Source organism: Bacillus sp. VT 712, from assembly GCF_001614195.1.
GTDB lineage: Bacteria > Bacillota > Bacilli > Bacillales > Bacillaceae_H > Priestia > Priestia flexa.
In genome coordinates this window covers 83,198-108,329 of record NZ_LWBK01000006.1, presented here as the reverse complement: position 1 = coordinate 108,329, position 25,132 = coordinate 83,198, and the positions used below count along the sequence as shown (strand labels likewise).

Here is a 25,132-nt window from a genome sequence, read left to right as displayed (position 1 = left end):
TTATAGATTAAATGAATCATTACTATCATTGCGATCATGATTTTCTTGGTCATGACGATTTTTTTTAAACATATGCTGCATGCGTTCGATTGCTTGAGGTGCAGTGTCTAGGATCTTCTCGTATAAGTGCGTGCTTTCATTTAAATGAAGCATTTTAATTCCAGCTGAGCTAACAATCAAGAAAGCAATTGGCGTAATCGATACTCCTCCACCACTTCCTCCACCAAAGGGATGACTCGAATCAGCTGATTGACCACCTTGTTGTGAAGATGACTTGTGTCCTTCTCCATTAAATTCACTTCCTCCTGCTGCAAAACCAAACCCTACCTTTGATACCGTTAAAATAACACTTCCATCCGGTGTTTCTACTGGGTCTCCGATGATTGTATTGACGTCAATCATTTCTTTTAAATTTTCCATTGCTGTAGACATTAGACTCTTAATTGGATGTTCTCCCATTCAAGTAACCTCCTTATGTTTTAACAGAATGCGCTTTGCTTTCGCTTTCAGGCTTATAAAAGCGAGGTATCTTGCGCCAGTGCTTAACTAAACGTAAACCTACTAATATAGCTTGTCCTAATCGGAATGAAATTATGCATTGAAAGATGGTTTCAGACCACATCTTTTGAAAGGCTGGCACTACCGTCATCCTAGGAGGATCTTTTAGCCTCATGTATTGATCAAGCAGATGAACAAAACCACTTTTTGCAGACCATACAACACCCACTAAAATAGCGCTGAGAGCAGCGTCACCTAGACCTACTCGTGTATGCCATTTTAAATTTCTCACTGCTATATGACTTAAAAACTTCCGAATAATGGTATGAAGGCCAACAACATGTTCTAAAAATTGCTTTACATCTTCCAGAAGATTGAGAACGTCTTCCATGGAGTAGTCTTTCCATTTATCTTTATTTGTATTTTCTCCCGCTCCGCTTTTTTCTTCGACAAGCAGGGTATTGGAGTCTTTTTGAACCTTTACCACTGGTATTTCATATGTATAGCGAATGAGCTTAAACCACGCCATAAACGTCACGCGATAATAATCGTTATCCTTGGCATGTCGTAAGTCAATATATACCGTAATCTTCGTAACTATCACTATAAACACAAGGACAAGTAGTATTGCGATAATCCATGACACCCATATCACTTTCTTCACTCCTTTTTCCCCTTCTATTATGTCCCATATATCATGAAGTTAAACCTAACAAGAAAGGCCTCCACTCAACGAGTAGAGGCCTTCTATATTATTTTATTTCATGCACTACTGCAGTTTCTGCAAAATAGTCATGTGCACCTTGCTTTTTAGGTAAAAAGGCAACGATGATATAACCGATAAATAGAACCGTTTTTGAAATATAACGTCCAATTCCTTCTCGGAACAAAACGACTGACCAGCTAAGCGGCGTTCCATTTAATGAGACTACCTTTAAGCCAAAAACCATCTTTCCTAATGTTTGACCAAAGAACTTGGTCATTAAAATGAAATAGCCATAAAACGTCAGTGCTGTAATGAACCAAAACGGTGAAAATAATTGATCAACTTGAGCAAAATCAAATGCTTTAAAAATTGGTTTTACAATAATACCATTTATACTTCCCACTACAATGATATCAAGGAGGTATGCCCAAAAACGCATCCAAAACCCAGCATATCGATTTTCAACTACAGAAGGGTTTACTACTCTATCTTCTAAAGGTGATGAATGTTCAACACCCGCTACTTCTTTATCATATGAGTTATTTTCCATTATTCATCCACCTCTATTCTTGATATAGATACATCATACGAGGAGAATTTGGCTCAGCTAATGATTTCAAAACAGAAGATAGCTGCTGGTCACTTCCCATCATCTTGTTCATGCTCATGGATAGCCATGAAGGGAAGCCAAAGCCTGATTCGTATTCAATAACCTGAGCATCTTTTAGCTTATACTGCTTTTTCATATCTACTAAGCTGTCTTCAAAGAACCCTAGCTCATCAACTAATTTTAACTCTTTTGCTTGGCGACCATCATAGATTCGCCCATCAGCAATTTCACGCACCTTACTTTCAGATAAGTTGCGCCCTTTCGAGATGACATCAACAAAGCCACTGTATGAGTTATCAATAAGCTTTTGCATAATTTGACGCTCTTCTTCAGTCATATCTCTCGTAGGTGACATAATATCCTTATGCTCACCACTTTTTATTGTCACGTCTTTTACTCCAAGACGCTCAGCGAGTTCTCCGTAGTTTACGCTTTGCATAATAACACCGAGTGAACCTGTTAACGTATCTGGAGTTGCATAAATTTTATCAGCTGATGTCGAGATGTAATATCCACCAGATGCAGCCATTGAGCCCATTGAAATATAGATAGGTTTTTTCGTATCAGCTTGAATCTCTTCCATTTTTTTATGTATTTGAGCGCTTTCTACTACTCCACCCCCTGGTGAATTAACCTTTATGATAATTCCTTTGACCATGTCATCATCTTTAGCTGCATCAAGTTGTTCTAAAAACAGCTCGTGATTATAGCCACCTTGCGAAAATAATGATGTACTATCTCCTGTATCTTGAATCGTTCCGTTTACTTCTAAAACAGCAATCTTATTAAGAGACGCACCCTCTTCAATAACCATTTCAGTTAGCTCGCTAGCACTTCCGCCAAAGAACCCAGCAACGCCCGTTTCCTCATCACTAGCAAAAATAAAAGTTGAAACTGTGTTTACTAGTATTGAAATAATAAATACACCAACTGCGATGGCGAGTGCTACCCACCTTTTCGTATTCATGAAAACCCTCCTAAATTAATCCTGATTACAAATTGAAAGAATAATCTTTCAATTTGTGTTTTAATAGTGATATAATTATTGTAACAAACTTTTGTAATAAAGTTTACTTTTATACTATTTTTTTACATCAAAGACGGGGAAACAAGGGGGAACTACATATGTCAAATCGTCGTAATGTTTATTTCTTTCATCCTAGAAATAAAGAAACAAATGCCGCAGTAAAACCTTTACAAGAGTTAGCGGTTAAGTATGATTTTACGGTAGTAGAGCAATCGAAAGAGGCAAATATTATTGTAAGCATTGGAGATGACGGTGCTTTTTTACAGGCTGTCCGTCAAACAGGTTTTAGAGATGACTGCTTGTATGCAGGGGTAGCAACATCCGAGCAGCTAAACTTCTACTGTGATTTCCATATTAATGAAAAAGAAAAAATGATTGACGCTATCACTTCCGAAAATATTGAGGTAAGGCGCTTTCCCGTATTAGAAACAACCATTGATCAAGAGACGACATTCCATTCACTAAATGAATGTCTTGTGCGATCCGCATTAATAAAAACGTTTACAATGGACGTATTTATTAACGAGAATCATTTTGAGACATTCCGTGGCGATGGTATGGTTATTTCGACACCAACAGGAAGTACAGCTTATAATAAATCAGTTAACGGTGCCGTCGTTGATCCACTTTTACCGTGTATACAAATCAGCGAACTTGCATCTTTAAACAATAACAATTATCGTACGCTTGGATCTTCTTTTATTTTAAGCAATGAGCACACGTTAACCCTAAAGCTCTCAAACGATAACAGCCATTACCCTGTTATCGGCTTAGATAACGAAGCAATCAGTACAAAACACGTAGATCAAATCCAAGTTCGTCTAAGTGATCGCCAAGTTAAAACTGTAAAATTAAAAGATAATTCATTTTGGCAACGCGTACAGCGTACATTCTTATAAGTACTATTTTAAAGAGGCTGGGACATAAGTAATTCAGCCAATGATAAACCTGAACGATTGAGAGTTTCTCACTTTTAATCGTTCAGGTTTTTTGTTGATTGTGAAAACAATGTTGGAAACAGGGTGGAATGGAGCGTAGGACACTCGACTCCTGCGGGAAAGAGAGGGAAAACGGAGATCCCGCAGCGCAGCGAGGAAGCTCAGGTTCCTCCCCGCGGAAAGCGAGTGGCCGTAGCGCAATGGAACGAACGTGTTCAGACAAACCAAAAAGATTGGAACAGCTAGTGTTCGTCTCTTAGAAGCAATCATTTTGTTATGTCCCAAACTCTTTCTTTATGAACACTGATAAACAATCTCACCATTTATAATGGTGAAATGTACTTGCACTTCAAGTAGCTCATCCACGTTTATCTCAAATAAGTCCTTTTTAAACACCGTAAAGTCGCCAATGTATCCTTTTTTAATCTTTCCTTTTATATGTTCTTGGCTAGTTGCTTGGGCACTTCCTAATGTAAATAGCTGAATGGCTTGAAACATCGTTAACTTTTCTTTTGGCATATATTCAGGTAAGTCGCCTACCCCTACTTTGCGCGTTACGGCTGCGTGTATTCCTAGCAGTGGGTTAATTGGCTCTATAGGTGCATCCGAGCCTCCCGCACACATAATGCTGTTATCTAATAGAGTCTTCCATGCATAGCAATATTTTAAGTTTTCCTCACCTATCCTATCAATTACCCACGGAAAGTCACTTGCTAAAAAGCGCGGTTGAATGTCTAATACAACAGGTAAACGCTTCGTTCTTTCAATCAAATCTTTCCTTAAGATTTGTGCATGAATAATACGATCTCGAACCTTTTCACTAGGTGGATATTGCTCAATGCTATCTAATACGTATTCAAAAGCTAAATCACCGATAGCATGAATAGCTACAGGTCTGCTAAGCTCTCTCGCCTTTCGAACAAGCTGTTTAAGCTCTGGTAGGCTCTGAATAGCTAGCCCGTTTGTTGATGGATCACTTTTATATGGAAAGCTAAGCAGGGCAGATTGACTACCTAATGAACCATCAGCAAAAATTTTCATCGCACCAAATTCTAAAAATGCAGAGTGGGTAGACTGCTGTTTCACATATTCGTCCATTGATTCTACAACCCCATGATGAACAAGTAAGTTACAGCGAAATAAATTTCTTTGATCCTCTATTACTTTTTTAAACGCTTGGTATGTTCGTGTAAAACCACCATAATAATTTAAATCTTCCGTATGTACGCCCGTTAGTCCGTATTGAACACAATCTTTAATTGAAACCTGCAAAGCTTTTTCTAAATAAGCTTCTGATACAACTGGAATATGCTTGGTTACCAGTTCCTGTGCTTGATCTGCTAAAAAGCCCGTTGGCATTCCCAGCTCATCAACTTGAATGGCGCCTCCCTCTGGTGATTCAGTGCCTTTAGAGATTTTTGCTATCGTTAACGCTTTGCCATTAGCAAGCAACCCATGTCTACAAACACGTTTAAGAACAATTGGATGTTGGTCCGTAAGAGAATCTAAATCTCGATAATGAAGCAGTTCTCGATCATCCCACTGATTCTCATCCCATCCTTCTCCAATAATCCATTCCCCTGGTGGCGTTTGCTTAACCTTTTCCTGAACTAATTTCAATACCTCACTGGCAGAAGATGCTTGGGATAAGTCTAAACGAAGCAGTTTTTCTCCGTGTCCAATTAAATGTAAATGACTATCAACAAAACCGGGATACATGACGCTGCCATCTAAGTTTACTTCGTTTTGAGTATTTTTTTGTTGTGCATTTCTGACGTCACGTTCGAAACCAAGGTCTTCAATCATCCCATTTTCTACAAAAACACTCTCTACCCATTCTCCTTCTTGAGCCATTGTATAAATTTTTCCACCGTAAAACAATGTTCCCATCTCTCTCTCCCTTTCCCAAACGTACTTTACATTTAGTATAAAGCTTTGCCACAAATGGTGAAAGAAAATCACCAAAACGAAAAGAGTGAGGTTTCCCTCACTCTTCTTTAGCCATCATTATTCAGTTAATATGACTTATTTGTAGCTACCACCAAGTTGTTGTTCAGCCATTTGAACTAAACGTTTAGTGATTTCGCCACCAACAGAACCGTTAGCGCGAGATGTTGCTTCTGGTCCAAGGTTTACACCGAATTCAGAAGCGATTTCGTATTTCATTTGGTCGATAGCAGCTGCTGAACCAGGAGCTACTAATTTGCTTGTGTTTGGCATGTGTTTTCACCTCCTCGTTGCTTGTTGAATATAGAGTGTGTCAAAACACATGGCTCCATACGTTTTTTTTTTGGTAATTTTTATCTTTTTATTTTTTAAAATAAATCGTCGTCATTTCCAAGTAGATTTTGTGGCTCCAACGCCTTTATTTCAAGGGTTTCTGTATTTTGAACTGCTTCTTTTATAAGCGTATCAAAATCATAAAATTCTTCGTATCGATTTACTTTTTCACGTTTCGGCTTTGTTTTTGGTGCGCTTGGCGTAAAAATTGTACAACAGTCTTCATAAGGACGATTCGAAATCTCATGCGTATCAATTCGCTGAGCAATTTTAATAATATCCGTTTTGTCCATTGTGACAAGTGGTCGTAAGATTGGCGTGTTTGTCACTTCATTAATTGCATACATACTTTCAACCGTTTGGCTAGCAACCTGTCCCAAACTATCTCCTGTTACAATCGCTAAAGATTCTCTCTGAGCACGCAATAAATCCGTAATACGAAGCATCATTCTTCTTGTAGATGTCATCGTATAGTTTTCTGGAATCTGTTTTTGAATAGCTTGCTGAACAGCTGTAAACGGCACGATATGAAGTTTAATATTGGCATGATATTTCGTAAGCTTTTGAGCAAGATCAATTACTTTTTGCTTAGAGCGTTCGCTTGTAAACGGTGGGCTATAGAAATGAACTGCTTCAATCTCCAGACCTCTTTTCATCGCTAGGTAACCTGCAACAGGGCTATCAATTCCACCTGATAGCATAAGCATTGCGCGTCCGCTTGTACCTACTGGAAGCCCTCCAGCTCCTTGATAGTCAAAACACGTAATGTACGTTGCTTCACGACGAACTTCTACCCTGACATTTACATCAGGATTACGCACATCTACTTTCAAATTTGTTGTATTTCGCAAAATGTGACTACCAACTGCATAGTTAAGCTCACTGGTATCAAGTGGAAATTCTTTATACGCACGACGTGTTGATACTTTGAATGTTCTATTCTCTACATCAAACTCTTGCATCGCTTTTAACGCAGCTTCTTGAATGGCTTCTAGTTCATTTTCTACTTTTAAAGCTAAGCTAAAGCTCTGAATACCAAAAACTTCTTGAAGAAGTTCTACAATCGGCTCATGATTTTCTCCATTTAAATGAATGTACATACGATCTCTTGTATATTTAATATCCACGTTAGAAAATTGAGCTAAGGCATGAGCAATATTTTGGCGTAGCTGAGCAACAAATTTCTTTCGGTTTTGTCCTTTAGTTGAGATTTCTCCGTAGCGAATTAATATATGGTTATAAATCATTTATTTTTACCCCATTACTTTTTTTAGTTCTTCAATTACTGTGAAGATTGCATTAACTGTTGGCGTTATTTCATTAAAATCATTAAAATGAGACAGGCTAATACGAATTGACTGATCAGCTTCTTCGTAACTTTTCCCCATTCCTAATAATGTTTTACTAGGCTTTTGACGCTTAGAAGAACACGCTGATGTCGTAGATACAAAAACACCCTTTTCCTCTAGAGCATGAACGAACACTTCACCTTTGATTCCTTTTACTGTAAAATTTAAGATGTGAGGAGCGGCTCCTTCAGCTGGAGTGTTCATGATAATGCGCTCATGCTTTTCCAATTGGGACTTCAGTTCACTCTGCATCTTTTTCATTTTATTACTATTTTTCGACGCATGTTCCATGGTTAAACGCATTGCTTTTGCGAACGAGACAACTCCCGGCACATTTTCAGTTCCAGAGCGTTTCTGAAACTCTTGAGCCCCTCCACTAATTAATGGTGAAAGCTCAACCCCTTGGCTTATATACAAAATACCTGTTCCTTTTAAACCATGAATTTTATGACCTGATATTGTGCATAAATCAATATGAGCACCTCGCAATGAAAGAGGGACTTTTCCAATCCCTTGAACGTGATCTACGTGATATAAAACGGTTGGATACTCCTTCAGTATTTTTCCAATTTCCTCAATAGGTTGAATTGTTCCAATTTCATTATTAACATGCATGATTGAAACTAAAATAGTTTCAGCTGTAATTGCATCTTTAAGATCATGAGGATCCACAAACCCTTCTCTAGAAACAGGTAAATATGTTACATCAAAACCAAGCTCTTGTAATTGTTTAAAAGGTTCATGAACGGAGTCATGTTCAATAGCCGTTGTGATAATATGGCGGCCTCTATTTCTATATTTCATGGCTGTACCTTTTATCGCCATGTTATTTCCTTCCGTACCTCCAGATGTAAAAATAATTTCTTTAGGTGATACATGTAGTAATTGCCCTACTTGCTCTCTTGACTTTGTCATAAGATTTTCAGCTTGTACACCAAACTGATGGAGTGAAGAAGGATTTCCATAATATGTCGTAGCAACCTTTGTAAAAGATTGAATAACTTCATCGTAAGGCTTAGTAGTAGCACTATTATCTAAGTAAATCAATGTGCACGCCCCTTTAAGAATATTTAGAAACAACTTTTTATCTTAGCATACCTTCATTATTTTTTAAATGATGTTGTTTATTTATCCAAATGAAACAAATAATACTCTTAATTACTTTTCTAAAAGGAAAGCCTAAATAATATAATAACTGTCCGAAATATTAAACTGAATATTTAGATTTTTAAAATTTTCGACATTTTTTTTATGAAGTATGATAGTATGTATCAGAAACTTTATACTATTTCTATAAAACATAGGAGGCATTATGAAAAAAGAAGCATTGACTCGCAAAGAGACATTAGCTATTGGTTTAATGCTTTTTGCCCTATTTTTTGGTGCAGGTAATATGATTTTCCCTCCCTCGTTAGGACAACAAGCAGGGGTAAATACATGGAGCGCAACAGTTGGCTTTTTGATAACGGGTGTTGGATTGCCGTTACTAGGAATCATCGCCACATCTAAAACCAATGGAGATTTTACAAAAATAGCAAACAGAGTACATCCTATTTTCGGAATATTTTTTACAATTGTTTTATATCTAGCAATTGGACCTTTTTTTGGTATTCCAAGAACAGATACCGTAGCGTTTGAAATTGGTGTTACACCTTTCTTATCTGATAGCGCGTTAGCTAGTAATGTACCTTTAATGATCTATACAATTATTTTCTTTGGTATTACGTTATTTTTGTCATTGAACCCAACAAAAATTGTAGATCGCATTGGTAAGGTTTTAACACCGCTGTTGTTAACAGTTTTAGCTATACTTGTTCTAAAAAGTTTACTGACACCAATGGGAGAATTTCAACTTCCACAACCAAGGTACGAATCAGCTTCATTTGTAGCAGGGTTTGTTGATGGTTATTTAACAATGGACGCTATTGCAGCTCTTGTGTTTGGAATTGTTGTCATTTCAAGTATTCGAGAAAAAGGGATTGTAAATAGTCAGAAACTTTCGGCTATTTGTATTAAAGCAGGTTTTATTGCTGCTATTGGATTGATTTTAGTATATGTATCACTAGCTTATATTGGTGCATCTAGCGTAGAGTCTATTGGCATGCAAGCCAACGGAGGAGCAATTTTAACAGCTGTTGCTCGCGAGCTATTTGGCGGCTTTGGAACGATTATTTTAGGACTAGCAATTACATTTGCATGTTTAACTACATCAATTGGCTTAATTTCTGCTTGTAGTTCTTTTTTTAATCGAATCTTTCCAAAACTTTCTTATAAAGGTTTTGTAGTAGTGCTCACGATATTTAGTGCAGTTATTGCAAATGTAGGGCTAACACAGTTAATTTCTATTTCCGTACCAATCCTTACATTTATCTATCCAATTGCAATTAGCTTAATTGTCCTTTCTCTAGTTGCATCAGTACTGCGATTTGGCCGTGAAGTATATGTATTAGCAGTCGTTACAAGTTCTTTCTTTAGCCTCTTTGACGGGTTAAATGCTGCTAATTTAAAAATTGCAAGTATTGACAAGCTGTTTACAAATCACCTCCCGCTTTATAGCGATGGAATGGGCTGGCTAATTCCAACCCTTATCGCTTGTATCATTGGCTATATGATTAGTAAAATCCATGGAAGCTACATCGAAGATTTGGAATCTTCTTCTCGCAAAGCTTCATAATTTCATATCAATTATAAAAAAACGCCAGCTGACTAAGCTGACGTTTTTTTATTCTATCTATTTGTGATCATAAACTGCTGGATTTTTTCTACCGCACCAGGGTCGACCTGTTCAATCGCACTAGCTACTTCGTTTAGAGCTTCTTTATATTCATATTTACGAAATAGCTCTTCTGCATCTCGTAGCGCTTGAGCTACCGATCCATACTGACTGCGGTAACGATTTCCATATTGAATCATCTTCTCCACAAGCTGCGCTTCTTCTAGAATTGCTTCCGTTTCTTCAAATGTCTCTTTTACAGCCTCTACAGCTTCACTAAGAAGAGCTTGGACTGCTTGGATGTTAAGAGGTTTTTCTTGAAGCTTTAACGTTGCGTCTTTCAAGAGGTGCATCGTCTTTTCTAACTGTACCTTATAGTATTCAGGTACACCTGGTAAATTACTTTTCTGAATCAACCTTTTTGCCTCAATAAGCTGAGACTTTAAATCCTCAATTTGCTCTTTAGCCGTTAGTTCGTCTTTTCTCAACGCTTGAAGCATATCGCTATAAGATTCTTGAGACTGTTGAAGCTGTTTTAGTTGCTTAGACACATCTTCAAGTTCTTCTTGAATAACGCTATAAGCTAAGTTATGTTCCGCTACTTTATCTGAGATATTATAATAAAGGTTCGTTAAACGCTTTAATTCACGATCCATTTTGTAATACAGCTCTAAGTCTTTCTCTTTAAAGTGATAGCTTTGTTGTACGAACAGTGTTTCATCTCGCAGTTCTCGGTTCTTATCTTGTAAAATCTTCAAGAAATGTGAAACCGTTTGAGATTCTTGATTCATCTTATGATATGAATACACTTCGTGCTCTAAAGCATCGTATAGTTGCTCTAAGCGTTCATTTACATCATCGAGCTTTGCCATTGCTTCTTCTACATAAAGCTCTTCGATTTGTTGAATAATCGTGTCTGTTTCATGTCTTAAAAATTCAATCGTTTCTTCAACTTGCAAATGATCTAACACGTAGCCGTCTCTGGTCATACCCATAAATCCATCAATTAGCTCTGAAAACTGAGCTGGAAGCGTAGTTTGACATTCTACTAACACTTTTGGAATTTGTTCTAAGCATGTATCAATTGTCGTTAAATCCGTTTTTAATTGCAGAACCGTTTCTCGCGCTTGTAAATAGTTTCCATTTACTGTTTCTTCTTCAAAAACAGCAAACTGTTTCTTTGCATGATCAATCGCTGCTTCCAGCGTTTTTTCCGCTTTTCCATACGAATAGCGATGCGCTAGCAACTTTTTCTTTACATGACGGTGCAACTGGTTAAGCTCTTCAATGTCATGACGATTATTTTGTTCGCTGCCAATGAGATTTTGTAATTCTGTTAATATGTTCTCAATCTCAGCCTTTGTTTTATCTAACAGTTCATTAATATGTATAGATAGTTGCTTCGCTTTTTTAAAGCGGTATTTATCTGCACATTCTTCCGTTTCAAAAAGTAATTCATCAACTTTTGGAAGCTCAGTTGCTACGATTTCATCCCACTGTTCACGCCAGCGTTCAAATAGCTCTTCAGTTTGACCTGTCATGTTTAGTTCTTTTACTTTTGAAATTTCCTCTGCCACCGGCATATTCTCTAACTCCATCTTACGGGATTCAAGCCGGTCAATTTCCTGATAAATTTTTTTTCGTGAAAACATTCCGTACACAACTAATCCAATAATTAGTATGATTAGTGCAATAATAAATTCCATACTAAGCCCCCTTACAATACGTTCTACATGACAAGTTTCCTATTTATAAAAAGGGTTATTGTAATCCTTTAAATGTTTAAGCGTCAATGTTTTTATGATACCATGTAAAGCCTTGCTTTTGAGCAAAAATTTTAATTTTTTCACACAAAATATTGGAAATTTGTCGACTGTGTCTCCTTTTATCATTTCTTTCAAAGAAAAACCTTTTGCTTTTCTAAATTCATCGACAAAATTGCTGAAATTTTGAGTTCTACAGTTGAAGTTTTAGCCTACAACGTTACAATTAAAGAAAATGAAAGGAGTGATGCAAGTTGATGAAGGTAGACCGACATATCCACACACCATTTTGTCCACATGGCTCACAGGATTCATTACAAGCTTATGTAGAGAAAGCCATCCAATTAGGCTTCCAGGAAATTTCATTTACAGAGCATGCCCCGATTCCTGAGAATTTTGTTGACCCAACTCCGGAACAAGATAGCGGCATGTCGATGACACAGCTTGAAAATTATTTAAAAGATGTCCATCACATAAAAGAGCAGTATGCCAACGATTTAAAAATCAACGTTGGACTTGAAGTGGATTATATTGATGGATTTGAAACGAAAACTACGCAATTTTTAAATGAATACGGCCCTCACTTAGACGACAGCATACTGTCTGTTCACTTTTTAAGATTTGACCGTCAGTACTTTTGTTTAGATTATAGCCCCGAAGCATTTGCTCATATTGTACAGAAATTTGGGAGTGTAAGCAAAACATATGATAAGTACTACGAAACGCTGTTGAAGTCTGTAAACTATGACCTAGGACTTTTTAAGCCGAAGCGAATTGGACATATTACACTTGTTCACAAATTCAAAAAGCAATTTCCGTGTCCAAATCGATTTACTGAAAAAATTAATACGATTTTATTAGCTATTCAGCAACAAAACTTGGAGCTTGATTATAATGCAGCTGGACTCTTTAAACCTCTTTGTCAAGAAGCATACCCTGCTCCTGATGTGCTTGAATTAGCACGCAAAAAAAAGATCCCTCTTGTCTATGGATCAGATGCCCATTGTGCGAAGGACCTCGGTCAAGGTTACGAAACGCTATTTTCTTGTTAAACGCACGTACACTTGCTTTTTCGGTTCACGCTGTTCATATAGCATCGTTCGAATCCAAGCAGTTAGTTCGCCATTGTATTGCTCTAAAAAGTAGGTTTCTTGAGGCATAATATATAATACCTCTGTTAAATATTGTGGATGAAGGTAGGGCATCGAAAGCAGTGCTTTCAGCTGAATAATGATAAATGAAGGGTTAACCTTTCGAAATTCCCTATCTTCCATTCCTTTTTCTAAAACGGTTTTAAGGTAGTACTTTTCTTTTGTTAAGTATGTTGTCATAACTTCTCTTATGAACGTTGTGTCTAGTGAAATCTCGCGATATACAAGCCGCGCAATTGTACGGTTTTCGTGCTGATAATTCAGTACAGCAGAGACCATCCCCTGTAAACACTCCTTAGCATCTTTATATCCCCTGAGCTCAAATTCATTTTCAAGTTCTGCTATATAGCCTTCAAAGTAAGTTGTAACAAGCGTTTCTAATAGCCCTTCTTTACCTTCAAAGTAATATGAAATATTCGCTACGTTCACCTTTGCTTTTGTAGCAATCTCGCGTACTGAAGTTCCATCAAAACCTTTCGCGTTAAATAATGAAACCGCAGCGTCAATAATTCGTTCCTTCGTTTTAGCTTGAGCAACCATTTTTACCACCTCATCTTTTTTCAATCAAGTGATATTTAAGCAGGAATCACGTCTTCTTATACACAATCAAAGTCATTGCAAAATCCGAGAGAAATCGTTACATTATTTAAAAGGGTTTTATGGGCTTATCTACATAATTCGTGATAAGCTTCTAAGTTCCTGTAATCTTTTATCGACAAAGTCATGAACAGAACGACGCGCTTTGATACATTTTATACGTTTTATGTTGAATGGGGGAGAATAACATGTTTCATGTCGAAAACTATAGCGAATCAAGAGAAAAAAATTATGAACTTGTTTTAAAGCAACTTCGTGCATTAATTGACGGAGAAAATAATCTGATCGCAAACCTTTCTAATGCTTCAGCACTTTTAAACCAGTTTTTAGAAGATGTAAACTGGGTTGGATTTTATTTAACGGAAGGAAATCAGCTAGTGCTTGGCCCTTTCCAGGGCTTACCAGCATGCGTAAGAATTCCATTTGGAAGAGGTGTTTGTGGAACTGCCGCTGAAACACAACAAACGCAGCTTGTTGCTGATGTACATCAGTTTCCCGGTCATATCGCTTGCGATGCTGCATCTCAATCAGAGATTGTTGTCCCTATTGTAAAAGACGATAAATTAATTGGTGTGTTGGACATCGATAGCCCAATTAAAAACCGTTTTGATGAACTAGACCAAGCTTATTTAGAGAAGTTTGTTGAAGCTTTGCTAGAAGCAATGTAATAAATAATAAAGAGGATGCTTAAGCATCCTCTTTATTATTTATACTCTTGAATAACGGCTTGGTTTTTTCCTCTTTTTTTCGCTTCATACAATGCTAGGTCAGCCCGCTTAAATAGTTTCTCAGTTGAATCTTGTTGTTCTTGAGACCAAAAAGAAATACCAGAGGAAATTGTTGTCTTTGGGATTGTTTCTTCTTCTACACGCTTAACAAGCCGATTCGCTATGCGCTTTGCGATACTTAATGTAGTGCAGGGCAAGTAAACAGCTAATTCTTCCCCGCCCCACCTTGCTGCTACATCATTTAACCTAATATTCCTTTTAATAATATTTGATATTTGAATGATAATATCATCTCCTACTTGATGACCATATGTATCGTTTATTCTCTTAAAATTATCAATATCTAATAAAATAAATGAGCCGCCCGAATCTTTTCTCATAGACTCTTCAATACACTGATCCAAGTGTTTCCTCGAATAAAGCTTACTCAAATGATCTGTCACGACTAACTTTTCTAATTCATCTCGCAGCATCGCGTTCACAAATGCAAGCGTTGAATGATGAACAATCTCCTGAACGAGCTTAAATGTATCAAAAGAGAAGAAATAAGGTTGCTTATGAAGAACCATTACCATACCTTTTAACTGTTGGTCTTGAACCATCGGTACAGCAATTAGTGATTGAAATGTAACAAGTTCATCATTCAGCTCTCCAACTATATTGTTTATAAACAACGATTCATTCTCCTGAGTAATCCTTTTATATGCATACTCAATATAGTATCTCGCACCAGGGGTGTCAAAAAATGCAGTGTTTCCTTTTAATGGGGCATAATAATCATCCTCAAAGAAGATTACGCCAACCTCTTGAGCATCAAATGATGTCATAATTCGATTCGACACATAATGAATACCGTCGTGTAGATTTAATTTTTCGTTTAAATGACGTGATGTTTCATTAATGAGCTTTAAATCGGTAAGGTTCTTTTGCGAACGTACATAAAGCTGTACCTTCTCCAATGCCCCTGCTGTGACGCTGATTAATTGCTTAATAAAGGGGATTTCTGAATGTGAAAAAAAAGATGGTGTACTCTTTTCCATAATAAGCACACCATAAGTTCCCTGCGAACCTACAAGAGGTGCATAAACTTTGAAGCCTGTACTATCTGTTGAAACTACGTCAACCTCACCTGTCACATAAATATTCATTAGCTCTTGATCATCGTATGATAGGGGCAAGATTTTATCGATATACCGCCCACGATAATCATGGGCAACATAAATTTTATGTTGATACGTTGGATACATACCTTCCAATACGCTTATCACTTTTTCTAATATGTAATCCATGTTCATGGAACGGTTAAATGCTTCTGTTAATTCGTATAGCTCCTTATATCGCGCCTTATCAATGGATGTTTGATAATGGGCATATACTTTCTTTAGAAATGCAATACACTGCTTGCTAAGCTCTGTTAAAAAGCTATTACTATTTCCCTTTACTAAATTCGTTCTTTCTATACCAAACAAACAATGATAATGCTCAATTGTTAGCGCCATTACAATATACGAATCTGTCACATAATAGCTTTGTTGAGTATGTAACGGTAAAGAGTTAAGAAGGTCTAATACCTCTTTTTCACCCTTATCATTGCTTTGATTACCTTTTTTATTTACAGATGCTATTAATTTATAGCCATAGAGTTCTCCTGCTTTTAACGCAATAAAACCACTGCTAGATTCCAATATAGAAATGATGCTCTGCACCATTTTATCTAATGTTTGTCGTAATGATTCAGCATTGTCATTAACGTGCGTTAATTCAAATAAACGTCCTTTTAATTCTCTCAAAACTTCTTGTTGATTCATTTCATTATCACCTACACCATTAATTCCTCTTCTAAACCATTCTTTTATTATAATAAAAAATCCTGTTTTTTCCTATCATAACCTTTTAAATTAACAGGCTTGACAATCTGATGTAGAAAACATATAATACTCGTTGTGTAAAATATTGCAGCTTATACAGTCTTCTTTATGTTTTTTCATTTTGTTCCTCAGCATGAGCTGATGGTGTATCGTGTAACTCTCTGCTGCTAGAGCGATGGTACATGAAAACAAAATGAGCATATCGTTAGAATGTGTCTGTTTTTGTTTTGCATAAAATAAAAACACAAACAAGGAGGAGTCATCATGGCTCGTTATACAGGTCCAAGTTGGAAAATTTCTCGTCGTTTAGGTCTTTCTCTAAGCGGTACAGGTAAAGAATTAGAAAAACGCCCTTACGCTCCAGGTCCACATGGCCCAGGACAACGTAAGAAAATTTCTGAGTACGGTTTACAATTACAAGAAAAGCAAAAATTACGTCACATGTATGGCGTAAACGAGCGTCAATTCCGTAACTTATTCGTTGCTGCTGGTAAATTAACTGGTAAGCACGGTGAGAACTTCATGATTCTTTTAGAATCTCGTCTTGATAACTTAGTATACCGTATGGGTCTTGCACGCACTCGTCGTCAAGCTCGTCAATTAGTTAACCACGGTCACATCTTAGTTGATGGTAAACGCGTTGACATTCCCTCTTACCGTGTACAACCTGGTCAAGTGATTGGTGTTCGCGAAAAATCTCGCAACCTTTCAATTATTAAAGAATCTGTAGAAGCTACAAACTTCGTACCAGACTACTTAACTGTAGATGCAGAAAAATTAGAAGGTACTTTCACTCGCTTACCTGAGCGTACTGAATTATCTCCTGAAATCAACGAAGCACTAATCGTAGAGTTCTACTCTCGTTAATAGTAAAAAAAGATTCCCTCTATTGGGAGTCTTTTTTTGTTTACTCATGAAAAAAGACGCTCAAACTTGAGCGTCTTTTCATTAATATTGAATTAACGTATATTTTTTCTTACCGCGTCGAATAACTGTGAACTGCCCTTCAATACGGTCTGCTTCCGTCATTACTTTTTGAAGATCTTGAATACGTTCTCCATTAATATAAATTGCCCCGTTTGTTACATCTTCACGTGCTTGACGTTTAGACGGAGAAATTTTACTTTCAACAAGTAAATCGATAAGTCCTACTTCTTCACCACTATGATTGTAAGAAGGTACATCTTTAAATCCTTCTTTAATTTCTCCTGCAGTTAACTCAGCAATGTTACCATTAAATAACGCTTGTGAAATACGAATTGCTTGCTCTAGAGCTGCCTTCCCATGAACAAGTTCTGTCATTTCACCCGCTAACGCTTTTTGAGCTTCACGTTTTTCAGGCGCTTCATTGGCAGATGCTTCAAGCGCCGTAATCTCTTCATGAGATAAGAACGTAAAATATTTTAAGTATTTTACAACATCGCGGTCATCTGTGTTGATCCAGAACTGATAGAACTCATAAGGGCTTGTCTTTTCAGCATCTAACCAAACTGCTCCACCTTCTGTTTTACCGAACTTTGTACCGTCAGCTTTTGTTACAAGCGGAACTGTTAAACCAAATGCCTTTGCATCTTCTTCAGATTTACGAATTAGTTCAAGGCCAGCTGTAATGTTCCCCCACTGGTCGCTTCCCCCAATTTGCAGCTTACAGTTATACGTTTTGTATAAGTTTAAGAAGTCATAAGACTGTAAAATCATGTAGCTAAATTCTGTGAAAGAAATTCCTGACTCAATGCGTGATTGAACAGAATCTTTTGCCATCATATAATTAATACCAAAGTTTTTGCCGATATCACGTAAGAATGTAATCACATCTAGAGATCCAATCCAGTCATAGTTATTTGCAATAACCGCTTGATTATCCCCGTTTTCAAAATCTAAGAAGCGAGATAGCTGACCTTTAATACGATCACTAAACATCGCTACCGTTTCTTTTTCATTTAACGTACGTTCTGCTTTTTTCCCACTTGGATCTCCAATAAGACCTGTACCTCCACCAACTAGTGCAATTGGTTGATGACCAGCTTGCTGGAAGCGACGTAAAATTAACACGGGTAATAAATGACCAATGTGTAAGCTATCAGCCGTTGGGTCGAATCCACAGTATAAGCGAACTGATTCAGAATTTAATAACTCACTTAATCCTTTTTCATCCGTTTGTTGATTAATAAGACCACGGAATTCAAGATCTTGTAAAATGTTCATCTAAGTTTCTCTCCTTTAATATATCTTTCAAAACAACACAAAAACGCCCCTTCTATAAAAGAAGGGACGAAAATATCGCGGTACCACCCTATTTGAAAATAACAACGGTTATTTTCCACTTAAACGATGTAACGGTCTTCCCGTCTTTTGCTACTAACACGTTCACAAAAGATGCTCAAGGATGTACTTCATATCTGTCTATGGCTGATTTACACCGACCACCAGCTCTCTTTAACAGGGAGACAGCTACTACTTTTTCCTATCTCTGCATTTTATATTAAAAAAATCTATACAGCATTATTATGAATGATTTCATTTTAAAATTCAAGTAGCAATCTATGTGATAAAAACTAAAAGAGAGTGAGACATAACAAAACAAATTTCCAAAAAGACGAACACTCCCTTTTCTCACCTCTTTACGTTGTCAGAACACGTTCGTTCCATTGCACTACGGCCGCTCGCTTTCCGCATGGAGGAACCTGAGCTTCCTCGTTGCGCTGCAGGATCTCAGGTTTCCCTCTATTTCCCGCAGGAGTCGAGTGTCCTACACTCCGTTCCACCCTGTTTCCAACATTGTTTTCACAATCAACAAAAAACCTGAACAATTAAAAGTGAGGAACTCTCAACCGTTCAGGTTTATCATTGGCTGAATTACTTAGGTCCCAGCCTCTTTTTTCGATTAATCTTCCATAGTTGATAAATCACCTGTTGGAAGATCTAACTCCCATGCTTTTAAAACACGTCGCATAATCTTACCGCTTCTTGTTTTTGGAAGCTTGTCTCTAAATTCAATTTCACGCGGTGCTGCATGAGCAGCCAACCCTTTTTTCACGAACTGACGTATTTCCTCAATCAGCTCATCTGAAGGCTCGTGCCCATCTCTCAATGCGATAAATGCTTTGATAATCTCACCACGAACCGGATCTGGTTTTCCGATAACGCCCGCTTCAGCAATTGCTGGATGTTCCACAAGCTTACTTTCGACTTCAAACGGTCCTACTCGCTCACCAGCCGTCATAATAACATCATCAATTCGCCCTTGGAACCAGAAATAACCGTCTTCATCCATATAAGCTGAATCTCCTGATACATACCAATCACCTGGCATAAAATAAGATTCATATTTTGCTTGGTTATTCCAAATTGTATGCATCATAGAAGGCCAACCTTTTTTAATCGCTAAATTCCCCATTCGATACGGTGGAAGTTCTTGGCCCTGATCATCCACAATAGCCGCTGTTACGCCTGGAATCGGCTTGCCCATTGATCCTGGCTTAATCTTCATGCACGGGTAGTTACAAATCGTTTGAGCACCTGTTTCTGTCATCCACCACGTATCATGGATACGCTTTTGAAACACTTTCATTCCCCATCGCACAACTTCAGGATTTAGCGGTTCACCTACACTTAAAACATGACGAAGCTGAGACAGATTATAGCGTTTTATAAGTTCATCTCCTGCTCCCATTAGCATACGAAAAGCAGTAGGCGCACTATACCATACGGTAATACCGTATTCTTCAAGAGCCTGATACCATGAGTCTGGACTAAAGCGCCCACCAATAATGACATTTGTTGAACCAGTTAGCCACGGGCCAAAAATACCGTAAGATGTGCCTGTAACCCAACCGGGATCAGCCGTACACCAATAAACATCTTCATCTTTTAAGTCCAACACCCATTTAGCAGTTTGATAGTGTTGTAGCATCGCATTATGAACATGTAAAACACCTTTTGGCTTACCAGTTGAACCTGATGTGTAGTGCAACAGCATACCATCAGTTCGATCAACCCATTCAATTTCAACTTCTTTACTTGCTTGTGCAATACGCTGATTAAAATCTAAAAATGGTCCATGCTCTTCTACTTCTTCACCTACAAGAAGAACATGCTTTAAAGCGGGTAGTTCCTGAACGGGTACACGTTGGAGTAATTCTGGAGTTGTAATTAATACTTTCGCTTCACTATCTTCAAGTCGATCTTTTACAGCACCTTCCATAAATGCTTCAAACAATGGACCAACAATAGCACCTAGTTTAATAGCACCTAAAAGAGCAAAATACAATTCCGGGGATCTCGGCATAAAAATAAAAACGCGATCTCCTTTTTCAACATCTGCCTGCTTTAAAACGTTCGCTGCTTTATTCGACCAATCTTTCATTTCACGATACGTATACTTTTCATTACGATTCGCATCCCTGTAATAAAGCGCTACTTTGTTTTTACGCGTAGAGTTTGCGTGCCTATCGATTGCTTCATAGGCAGCATTTAGTTTACCTGTTTCATGCCAAGAAAATTCTTTTTCCACCTGCGACCAATCAAATTCTGTATACATTTGATCATAGTCCTGTAAATTATACTCACCGTTAATTACAGGAAGCGCTTCCACTTTCATCACAAACTCCCCCTTATGTAAATATTCTCATTCCTATTATATAACAGAGCTTTAATTTTCTCAATTTTAAAAATATTTATTGGGATGATGCTCTGTTCTCGATAGAATAATTCGACTAATTTTACCAATTTCCTTTTTTTCTTGATAAATTTATTGAAAACGCTTCATTTATCTCGATTTTATGTATAATACAGATAAGACCGAATAAAGGTGGTGACCTTGTTGAATCACATCAAAACATACAATATGAAAGAAGTTAAAACTCCTGTTGGGACGTTAGTTATTGAAGGTCCCGTTTCCTCTACAACATTAGCACAGCTAGATTTCCATCAAGAATTAACAGCTTTTAGACCCGCTGAACAGCAAAAGCAAGCTCTAGTTGAAATTGCCGACTTGCCCGAAGGTAGAATTATTGTTGCACGCATCAACCATACGGTTGTTGGCTATGTCACCTTCTTATATCCAGACCCCTTAGAAAGGTGGTCTGAAGGGAAAATGGATAATTTAATTGAACTGGGTGCCATTGAAGTAGCAGCTCCATTTAGAAGCTACTCGATTGGCAAAAGCTTATTAAAAGTTTCAATGATGGATGATGCCATGGAAGATTATATTATTATTACAACAGAATATTATTGGCATTGGGATTTAAAAGGAACAGGCTTAAACGTGTGGGAATATCGTAAAATCATGGAAAAAATGATGAACACGGGTGGATTAACCTGGTATGCAACAGATGACCCGGAAATCAGCTCACATCCAGCCAACTGTTTAATGGCTCGAATAGGAAAAAGAGTCAATTTAGATAGCGTTCAATCGTTTGATCATCTGCGTTTTCAAAATCGCTTTATGTATTGATAAGGAGGCGTTTTATATGCTTGTTGAAGAGATTATGATTCAAGATGTTATTACTCTAGCACCGACTGATACCATTGCTGAAGCACTTCATTTGCTAGATACATATAAAATTCGTCATATTCCAATTGTGAATCATGCACATCATATTGTTGGTATCATCTCTGATCGTGATATACGAGATGCTAGTCCATCAATTTTAAATCCATCTTCAAAGTCCACTGAATTATCAGAACCTATTCATCGCATCATGCAAAAGAATGTTATTACTGCACACCCTCTTGATTTTGTAGAAGATATCGCAAACGTCTTCTATGAAAACCAAATTGGATGCATACCTGTTACACAAGAGAACCGTCTAATCGGTGTCGTTACCGAACGAGACTTATTGCGTAGCTTTATTCAGCTAACTGGGTCACATAAGCCTGGGTCACATATTGAAGTGAAAGTTAAAAACCAAGCTGGTGTTTTAAGTGATGTGACAGCTATTTTTGGTCAACACCGTACGAACATCTTGAGCGTCCTAGTATATCCTCATAAAGATGATCGATATAAAGTACTCGTTTTTAGGGTTCAAACATTTAACCCGCTTAGCATTATTAATGATTTACGTGATCACGGCTACGAAGTTATTTGGCCAAAACCACTGGAGAGTACGTTATGAAAAAACAAGATGCCGTCTTTATTTACTCTGAAGATTTATTAACCTATAAATTTAACCACCATCACCCTTTTAACCAGCTCCGAGTAAAGCTAACTTATGAACTATTGCTGGAATCTGGAATGCTAACAGATAAACAAATTGTCTTACCCAGAATGGCTACTGACGAAGAACTAGCGCTCGTTCATGACCCTGCTTATATACAAGCTGTTAAAGATGCTGGATTAGGAAATTTATCGACAACAAAAGGTGAAAGCTATGGACTGGGAACGGAAGATACGCCTATTTTTCATAACATGCACGAAGCTAGTGCATTTCTCGTTGGTGGTACACTTACTGCCGTAGATCAAGTAATGACAGGAAAAGCTAACCATGCACTAAATCTTGGTGGTGGACTTCACCATGGCTTTCGAGGAAAAGCATCCGGCTTTTGCATCTATAATGATAGTGCGGTAGCTATTCGCTATATGCAAGAAAAATACAGTGCCCGCATTTTATATGTCGATACAGATGCTCATCACGGTGATGGCGTGCAGTGGACTTTTTACGACGATCCTTCTGTATGTACTTTATCTATTCACGAAACGGGTAGATACCTATTCCCTGGAACTGGCGATGTAAACGAGCGCGGACATAATAAAGGATACGGATATTCATTTAATATACCAGTTGATGCCTATACAGAAGACGATTCATGGTTACAAGCCTATAAAACATCGCTTGAAGCGGTTGCTGCGTTCTTTAAGCCTGACGTTATCTTAACTCAAAACGGTGCTGATTCTCATTACTATGATCCTCTTACTCACCTCTGCGGCACGACTAAAATGTATCGAGAAATCCCAAAAGTTGCGCATGAAATCGCTCATAAATACTGCAATGGAAAGTGGATTGGAGTAGGTGGTGGAGGGTATGATATTTGGCGGGTGGTTCCACGTGCTTGGTCCTTTATTTGGCTGGAGATGTTAGAAAAGCAATCGATTACAGGAAACTTACCGACCACTTGGATTCAAAAGTGGGAAAGAGAAGCGCCCATCCCAATTTGTACAAAATGGGATGATGAAGATGGAATTTATGATCCTATTCCAAGAAGGCAAGAAATTGAAGAAAAGAATGCTCATACTGTCTCTCGAGCGCTCTTTCCTATTCGCTCGCATCAGAAAGAAGCTTCGTCTCACTAAAAAGCATGGCCTCTTCTCATATCATAAGAAGAGGCCATGCTCTGAATAACTACTCATTGGTCGGGTCAGAAATAATAATCTCAACGCGTCGATTCTTTTGCATATTGGCTTCTGACGTATTTTCAACAACAGGCTTTGCTTCCCCGTAGCCGATAGCGATAAATTGCTCAGACTTTAAATCATAATGAGCTATAAAATAACGAATGACGCTGCTCGCTCTTGCAGTAGATAACTCCCAGTTCGATGGATAACGGTACGTTTTAATCGGTCGATTATCGGTATAGCCTTCAATTTTTATCTGATTAGGTATCGTCGTAAAAAGTGCGCCCAACTTATTTAGGAACGGGTAGCCTTTTTTTAAAATCTCCGCTTCTCCTGTCTCAAATAATACCTGTTCTTGTAATACCAAAACGACTCCTCGCTCATCACGATTCGCAGTTATCACTTCCTGAAGGTTATTTTCCTCAAGATATTGTTGTACCTGTAAAAGAATACGATCAAGCTCTTCTGACTTGTTACTAAGGACTTTTTTATTATTTCCCTCTTGCGACTGTGAAGAGGATTCAAATTCAATAATAGAAGCATCTGCTCCGTTAGACTCTGACAATCCTAAAGAATTTACTAATTGCTTAAACTTAATATTATCGATATTAGACATAGAGAAAAGTAAAATAAAAAACACTAATATTAACGTAACAAGGTCTGCAAACGTCACCATCCATTTGTTCGACTGTGAAGAGTGCTGAACTTTTTTTCTACGCTTCACGGACGCTAGCCCTCTCTTTAAGCAGAGATTGTCTTGCTTTTTTAGCGGGTATAAATGCTTTTAGCTTTTCTTGCAATAATCTCGGGTTTTGACCGCTTTGCAAACCGACAACTGCTTCAATTACTACTTCTTTCATAAATACTTCCTGCTCTGTTTTCACTGCTAGCTTGGCTGCAATTGGTTGAAATAATAAATTTGAAAGAAGAGAACCATATAGTGTCGTCAAAAGTGCAATAGCCATATTCGGGCCAAGCGTAGAAGGGGTATTCAAGTTTCTTAACATTAAAACAAGTCCAATTAATGTTCCTACCATTCCCCAAGCTGGAGCATAATCGCCAGCTTTTTCAAACACGCTTCTTCCCTTAGAATGACGCTCTTCAATTCCAATAATTTCTGCTTCTAACATTTCTTTAATTACTTCAGGCTCTACGCCGTCAATTGCTAATAGCAGCCCTTTCCGCACGAATGGATCATGAACCTTGTCCATTTCTGCTTCCAGTGCCAATAACCCTTCACGCCTTGCTAATTCTGATAGCTGTACAAATTTTTCTATTAGTTCATCAACATTTGATTCCTTTGATTGAAAAGCTTGTAAACCAACTCTCCACATATTACGAAGCTGCCTAATCGGAAAGCTGACGCATAGAGCTCCGAAAACTCCCCCCAAGACAATAAGCATGGACGGGAAATCAATAAAAATTAAAAAACCTTGTACTCCGCCGCTAGAAATAACGCCAAACGCAACCATAGAGATACCAATCAGTATCCCTATAGGCGTTAATAGATCAAATTTCTTCATACCCTCTCTCCCCACTAATGGCAACTTCAATGTGTTCCTGCATAACTA

Annotated in this window: 23 protein-coding genes and 1 other annotated feature; of the genes, 8 read left to right on the top strand and 15 right to left on the bottom strand. The window is 37.7% G+C overall.

Annotation, left to right across the window (positions count from 1 at the left end; translation table 11 throughout):
• The 4 genes from ytfJ to sppA form a co-directional block, all read right to left on the bottom strand.
• Complete coding sequence (gene ytfJ, locus A2U94_RS04475; protein ID WP_062687306.1) at positions 1 to 459, bottom strand: GerW family sporulation protein; 459 nt, start codon at positions 457 to 459, stop codon at positions 1 to 3.
• Positions 460 to 472: 13 nt separating this feature from the next.
• Positions 473 to 1,162 (bottom strand): DUF2953 domain-containing protein, encoded by a 690-nt coding sequence (locus A2U94_RS04470; RefSeq protein WP_226372997.1) that lies wholly within the window; start codon positions 1,160 to 1,162, stop codon positions 473 to 475.
• 88 nt (positions 1,163 to 1,250) lie between these two features.
• The gene (locus tag A2U94_RS04465; RefSeq protein WP_025908921.1) at positions 1,251 to 1,754 is read right to left on the bottom strand and encodes an RDD family protein; all 504 of its coding nucleotides are present in this window, start codon (positions 1,752 to 1,754) and stop codon (positions 1,251 to 1,253) included.
• Positions 1,755 to 1,767: 13 nt separating this feature from the next.
• Positions 1,768 to 2,781 (bottom strand): signal peptide peptidase SppA, encoded by a 1,014-nt coding sequence (gene sppA / locus A2U94_RS04460; protein ID WP_025908920.1) that lies wholly within the window; start codon positions 2,779 to 2,781, stop codon positions 1,768 to 1,770.
• Between the two features lie 158 nt (positions 2,782 to 2,939).
• Here sppA and A2U94_RS04455 point away from each other — a divergent pair, with 158 nt between their 5' ends.
• On the top strand, positions 2,940 to 3,740 hold the full coding sequence (locus A2U94_RS04455; RefSeq protein ID WP_025908919.1) for an NAD kinase: 801 nt from the start codon (positions 2,940 to 2,942) through the stop codon (positions 3,738 to 3,740).
• 333 nt (positions 3,741 to 4,073) lie between these two features.
• Here A2U94_RS04455 and A2U94_RS04450 read toward each other — a convergent pair whose 3' ends face one another.
• The 4 genes from A2U94_RS04450 to A2U94_RS04435 all read right to left on the bottom strand — a co-directional run bounded on the left by A2U94_RS04450 (position 4,074) and on the right by A2U94_RS04435 (position 8,455).
• A complete protein-coding gene (locus A2U94_RS04450; protein ID WP_025909461.1) occupies positions 4,074 to 5,669 on the bottom strand; it encodes an amidohydrolase in 1,596 nt (531 codons plus the stop codon).
• A gap of 135 nt (positions 5,670 to 5,804) precedes the next feature.
• Positions 5,805 to 5,999 carry an alpha/beta-type small acid-soluble spore protein gene (locus A2U94_RS04445; protein ID WP_025909462.1) on the bottom strand — a complete coding sequence of 65 codons (195 nt, stop codon included), beginning with the start codon at positions 5,997 to 5,999 and terminating at the stop codon, positions 5,805 to 5,807.
• Between the two features lie 95 nt (positions 6,000 to 6,094).
• Complete coding sequence (gene thiI / locus A2U94_RS04440) at positions 6,095 to 7,306, bottom strand: tRNA uracil 4-sulfurtransferase ThiI (protein ID WP_025909463.1); 1,212 nt, start codon at positions 7,304 to 7,306, stop codon at positions 6,095 to 6,097.
• Between the two features lie 6 nt (positions 7,307 to 7,312).
• On the bottom strand, positions 7,313 to 8,455 hold the full coding sequence (locus A2U94_RS04435) for a cysteine desulfurase family protein (protein WP_062686747.1): 1,143 nt from the start codon (positions 8,453 to 8,455) through the stop codon (positions 7,313 to 7,315).
• Positions 8,456 to 8,720: 265 nt separating this feature from the next.
• Between A2U94_RS04435 and brnQ the strand changes: the two genes are divergently transcribed.
• Positions 8,721 to 10,082 (top strand): branched-chain amino acid transport system II carrier protein, encoded by a 1,362-nt coding sequence (brnQ, locus tag A2U94_RS04430; protein ID WP_062954428.1) that lies wholly within the window; start codon positions 8,721 to 8,723, stop codon positions 10,080 to 10,082.
• A 53-nt stretch (positions 10,083 to 10,135) separates the two neighbouring features.
• On the opposite strand, the gene ezrA is transcribed toward brnQ, so the two are convergent.
• The gene (ezrA, locus tag A2U94_RS04425; protein WP_025909466.1) at positions 10,136 to 11,827 is read right to left on the bottom strand and encodes a septation ring formation regulator EzrA; all 1,692 of its coding nucleotides are present in this window, start codon (positions 11,825 to 11,827) and stop codon (positions 10,136 to 10,138) included.
• 314 nt (positions 11,828 to 12,141) lie between these two features.
• Here ezrA and hisJ point away from each other — a divergent pair, with 314 nt between their 5' ends.
• Complete coding sequence (gene hisJ, locus A2U94_RS04420; protein WP_025909467.1) at positions 12,142 to 12,936, top strand: histidinol-phosphatase HisJ; 795 nt, start codon at positions 12,142 to 12,144, stop codon at positions 12,934 to 12,936.
• On the opposite strand, the gene refZ is transcribed toward hisJ, so the two are convergent.
• Positions 12,922 to 13,575: a forespore capture DNA-binding protein RefZ gene (refZ, locus tag A2U94_RS04415; RefSeq protein WP_025909468.1), complete on the bottom strand. Its 654-nt coding sequence runs from the start codon at positions 13,573 to 13,575 to the stop codon at positions 12,922 to 12,924. The genes hisJ and refZ overlap by 15 nt on opposite strands.
• A 245-nt stretch (positions 13,576 to 13,820) precedes the next feature.
• Here refZ and msrC point away from each other — a divergent pair, with 245 nt between their 5' ends.
• Positions 13,821 to 14,300: a free L-methionine (R)-S-oxide reductase MsrC gene (msrC, locus tag A2U94_RS04410; protein WP_025909469.1), complete on the top strand. Its 480-nt coding sequence runs from the start codon at positions 13,821 to 13,823 to the stop codon at positions 14,298 to 14,300.
• A gap of 35 nt (positions 14,301 to 14,335) precedes the next feature.
• Here the strand turns inward: msrC and A2U94_RS04405 are convergent, their stop codons facing one another.
• Positions 14,336 to 16,168, bottom strand: coding sequence for a sensor domain-containing diguanylate cyclase (locus A2U94_RS04405; RefSeq protein ID WP_025909470.1), 1,833 nt, complete (start codon positions 16,166 to 16,168; stop codon positions 14,336 to 14,338).
• A gap of 324 nt (positions 16,169 to 16,492) precedes the next feature.
• Here A2U94_RS04405 and rpsD point away from each other — a divergent pair, with 324 nt between their 5' ends.
• Entirely contained in the window at positions 16,493 to 17,095 is a 603-nt protein-coding gene (gene rpsD / locus A2U94_RS04400) for a 30S ribosomal protein S4 (RefSeq protein WP_062686749.1), read from the top strand.
• Between the two features lie 81 nt (positions 17,096 to 17,176).
• Here rpsD and tyrS read toward each other — a convergent pair whose 3' ends face one another.
• The gene (gene tyrS / locus A2U94_RS04395) at positions 17,177 to 18,433 is read right to left on the bottom strand and encodes a tyrosine--tRNA ligase (RefSeq protein ID WP_025909472.1); all 1,257 of its coding nucleotides are present in this window, start codon (positions 18,431 to 18,433) and stop codon (positions 17,177 to 17,179) included.
• A gap of 59 nt (positions 18,434 to 18,492) precedes the next feature.
• Positions 18,493 to 18,708, bottom strand: a binding site (T-box leader).
• A gap of 404 nt (positions 18,709 to 19,112) precedes the next feature.
• Positions 19,113 to 20,828, bottom strand: a complete 1,716-nt coding sequence (gene acsA / locus A2U94_RS04390; protein WP_025909473.1) for an acetate--CoA ligase — start codon at positions 20,826 to 20,828, stop codon at positions 19,113 to 19,115.
• A gap of 222 nt (positions 20,829 to 21,050) precedes the next feature.
• Here acsA and A2U94_RS04385 point away from each other — a divergent pair, with 222 nt between their 5' ends.
• The 3 genes from A2U94_RS04385 to A2U94_RS04375 are packed head-to-tail and all read left to right on the top strand — an operon-like array spanning position 21,051 to position 23,519.
• Positions 21,051 to 21,683 carry a GNAT family N-acetyltransferase gene (locus A2U94_RS04385; protein ID WP_025909474.1) on the top strand — a complete coding sequence of 211 codons (633 nt, stop codon included), beginning with the start codon at positions 21,051 to 21,053 and terminating at the stop codon, positions 21,681 to 21,683.
• 16 nt (positions 21,684 to 21,699) lie between these two features.
• The gene (locus tag A2U94_RS04380) at positions 21,700 to 22,344 is read left to right on the top strand and encodes an acetoin utilization AcuB family protein (protein ID WP_025909475.1); all 645 of its coding nucleotides are present in this window, start codon (positions 21,700 to 21,702) and stop codon (positions 22,342 to 22,344) included.
• A complete protein-coding gene (locus A2U94_RS04375) occupies positions 22,341 to 23,519 on the top strand; it encodes an acetoin utilization protein AcuC (protein WP_025909476.1) in 1,179 nt (392 codons plus the stop codon). The genes A2U94_RS04380 and A2U94_RS04375 overlap by 4 nt, the downstream gene beginning before the upstream one ends.
• Positions 23,520 to 23,568: 49 nt before the next feature.
• On the opposite strand, the gene motS is transcribed toward A2U94_RS04375, so the two are convergent.
• Entirely contained in the window at positions 23,569 to 24,237 is a 669-nt protein-coding gene (motS, locus tag A2U94_RS04370) for a flagellar motor protein MotS (protein WP_035320529.1), read from the bottom strand.
• A 37-nt stretch (positions 24,238 to 24,274) separates the two neighbouring features.
• Entirely contained in the window at positions 24,275 to 25,084 is an 810-nt protein-coding gene (gene motP / locus A2U94_RS04365) for a flagellar motor protein MotP (protein ID WP_025909478.1), read from the bottom strand.
• Positions 25,085 to 25,132 lie beyond the last annotated feature (48 nt).

What these genes read in the sequence shown, in the direction of transcription:
- ytfJ (WP_062687306.1), bottom strand. Translation starts at nt 459, where the DNA reads ATGGGAGAACATCCAATTAAGAGTCTAATGTCTACAGCAATGGAAAAT.
- A2U94_RS04465 (WP_025908921.1), bottom strand. Translation starts at nt 1,754, where the DNA reads ATGGAAAATAACTCATATGATAAAGAAGTAGCGGGTGTTGAACATTCA.
- sppA (WP_025908920.1), bottom strand. Translation starts at nt 2,781, where the DNA reads ATGAATACGAAAAGGTGGGTAGCACTCGCCATCGCAGTTGGTGTATTT.
- A2U94_RS04455 (WP_025908919.1), top strand. Translation starts at nt 2,940, where the DNA reads ATGTCAAATCGTCGTAATGTTTATTTCTTTCATCCTAGAAATAAAGAA.
- A2U94_RS04450 (WP_025909461.1), bottom strand. Translation starts at nt 5,669, where the DNA reads ATGGGAACATTGTTTTACGGTGGAAAAATTTATACAATGGCTCAAGAA.
- A2U94_RS04445 (WP_025909462.1), bottom strand. Translation starts at nt 5,999, where the DNA reads ATGCCAAACACAAGCAAATTAGTAGCTCCTGGTTCAGCAGCTGCTATC.
- thiI (WP_025909463.1), bottom strand. Translation starts at nt 7,306, where the DNA reads ATGATTTATAACCATATATTAATTCGCTACGGAGAAATCTCAACTAAA.
- brnQ (WP_062954428.1), top strand. Translation starts at nt 8,721, where the DNA reads ATGAAAAAAGAAGCATTGACTCGCAAAGAGACATTAGCTATTGGTTTA.
- ezrA (WP_025909466.1), bottom strand. Translation starts at nt 11,827, where the DNA reads ATGGAATTTATTATTGCACTAATCATACTAATTATTGGATTAGTTGTG.
- hisJ (WP_025909467.1), top strand. Translation starts at nt 12,142, where the DNA reads ATGAAGGTAGACCGACATATCCACACACCATTTTGTCCACATGGCTCA.
- refZ (WP_025909468.1), bottom strand. Translation starts at nt 13,575, where the DNA reads ATGGTTGCTCAAGCTAAAACGAAGGAACGAATTATTGACGCTGCGGTT.
- msrC (WP_025909469.1), top strand. Translation starts at nt 13,821, where the DNA reads ATGTTTCATGTCGAAAACTATAGCGAATCAAGAGAAAAAAATTATGAA.
- A2U94_RS04405 (WP_025909470.1), bottom strand. Translation starts at nt 16,168, where the DNA reads ATGAATCAACAAGAAGTTTTGAGAGAATTAAAAGGACGTTTATTTGAA.
- rpsD (WP_062686749.1), top strand. Translation starts at nt 16,493, where the DNA reads ATGGCTCGTTATACAGGTCCAAGTTGGAAAATTTCTCGTCGTTTAGGT.
- tyrS (WP_025909472.1), bottom strand. Translation starts at nt 18,433, where the DNA reads ATGAACATTTTACAAGATCTTGAATTCCGTGGTCTTATTAATCAACAA.
- acsA (WP_025909473.1), bottom strand. Translation starts at nt 20,828, where the DNA reads ATGAAAGTGGAAGCGCTTCCTGTAATTAACGGTGAGTATAATTTACAG.
- A2U94_RS04380 (WP_025909475.1), top strand. Translation starts at nt 21,700, where the DNA reads ATGCTTGTTGAAGAGATTATGATTCAAGATGTTATTACTCTAGCACCG.
- A2U94_RS04375 (WP_025909476.1), top strand. Translation starts at nt 22,341, where the DNA reads ATGAAAAAACAAGATGCCGTCTTTATTTACTCTGAAGATTTATTAACC.
- motS (WP_035320529.1), bottom strand. Translation starts at nt 24,237, where the DNA reads ATGGTGACGTTTGCAGACCTTGTTACGTTAATATTAGTGTTTTTTATT.
- motP (WP_025909478.1), bottom strand. Translation starts at nt 25,084, where the DNA reads ATGAAGAAATTTGATCTATTAACGCCTATAGGGATACTGATTGGTATC.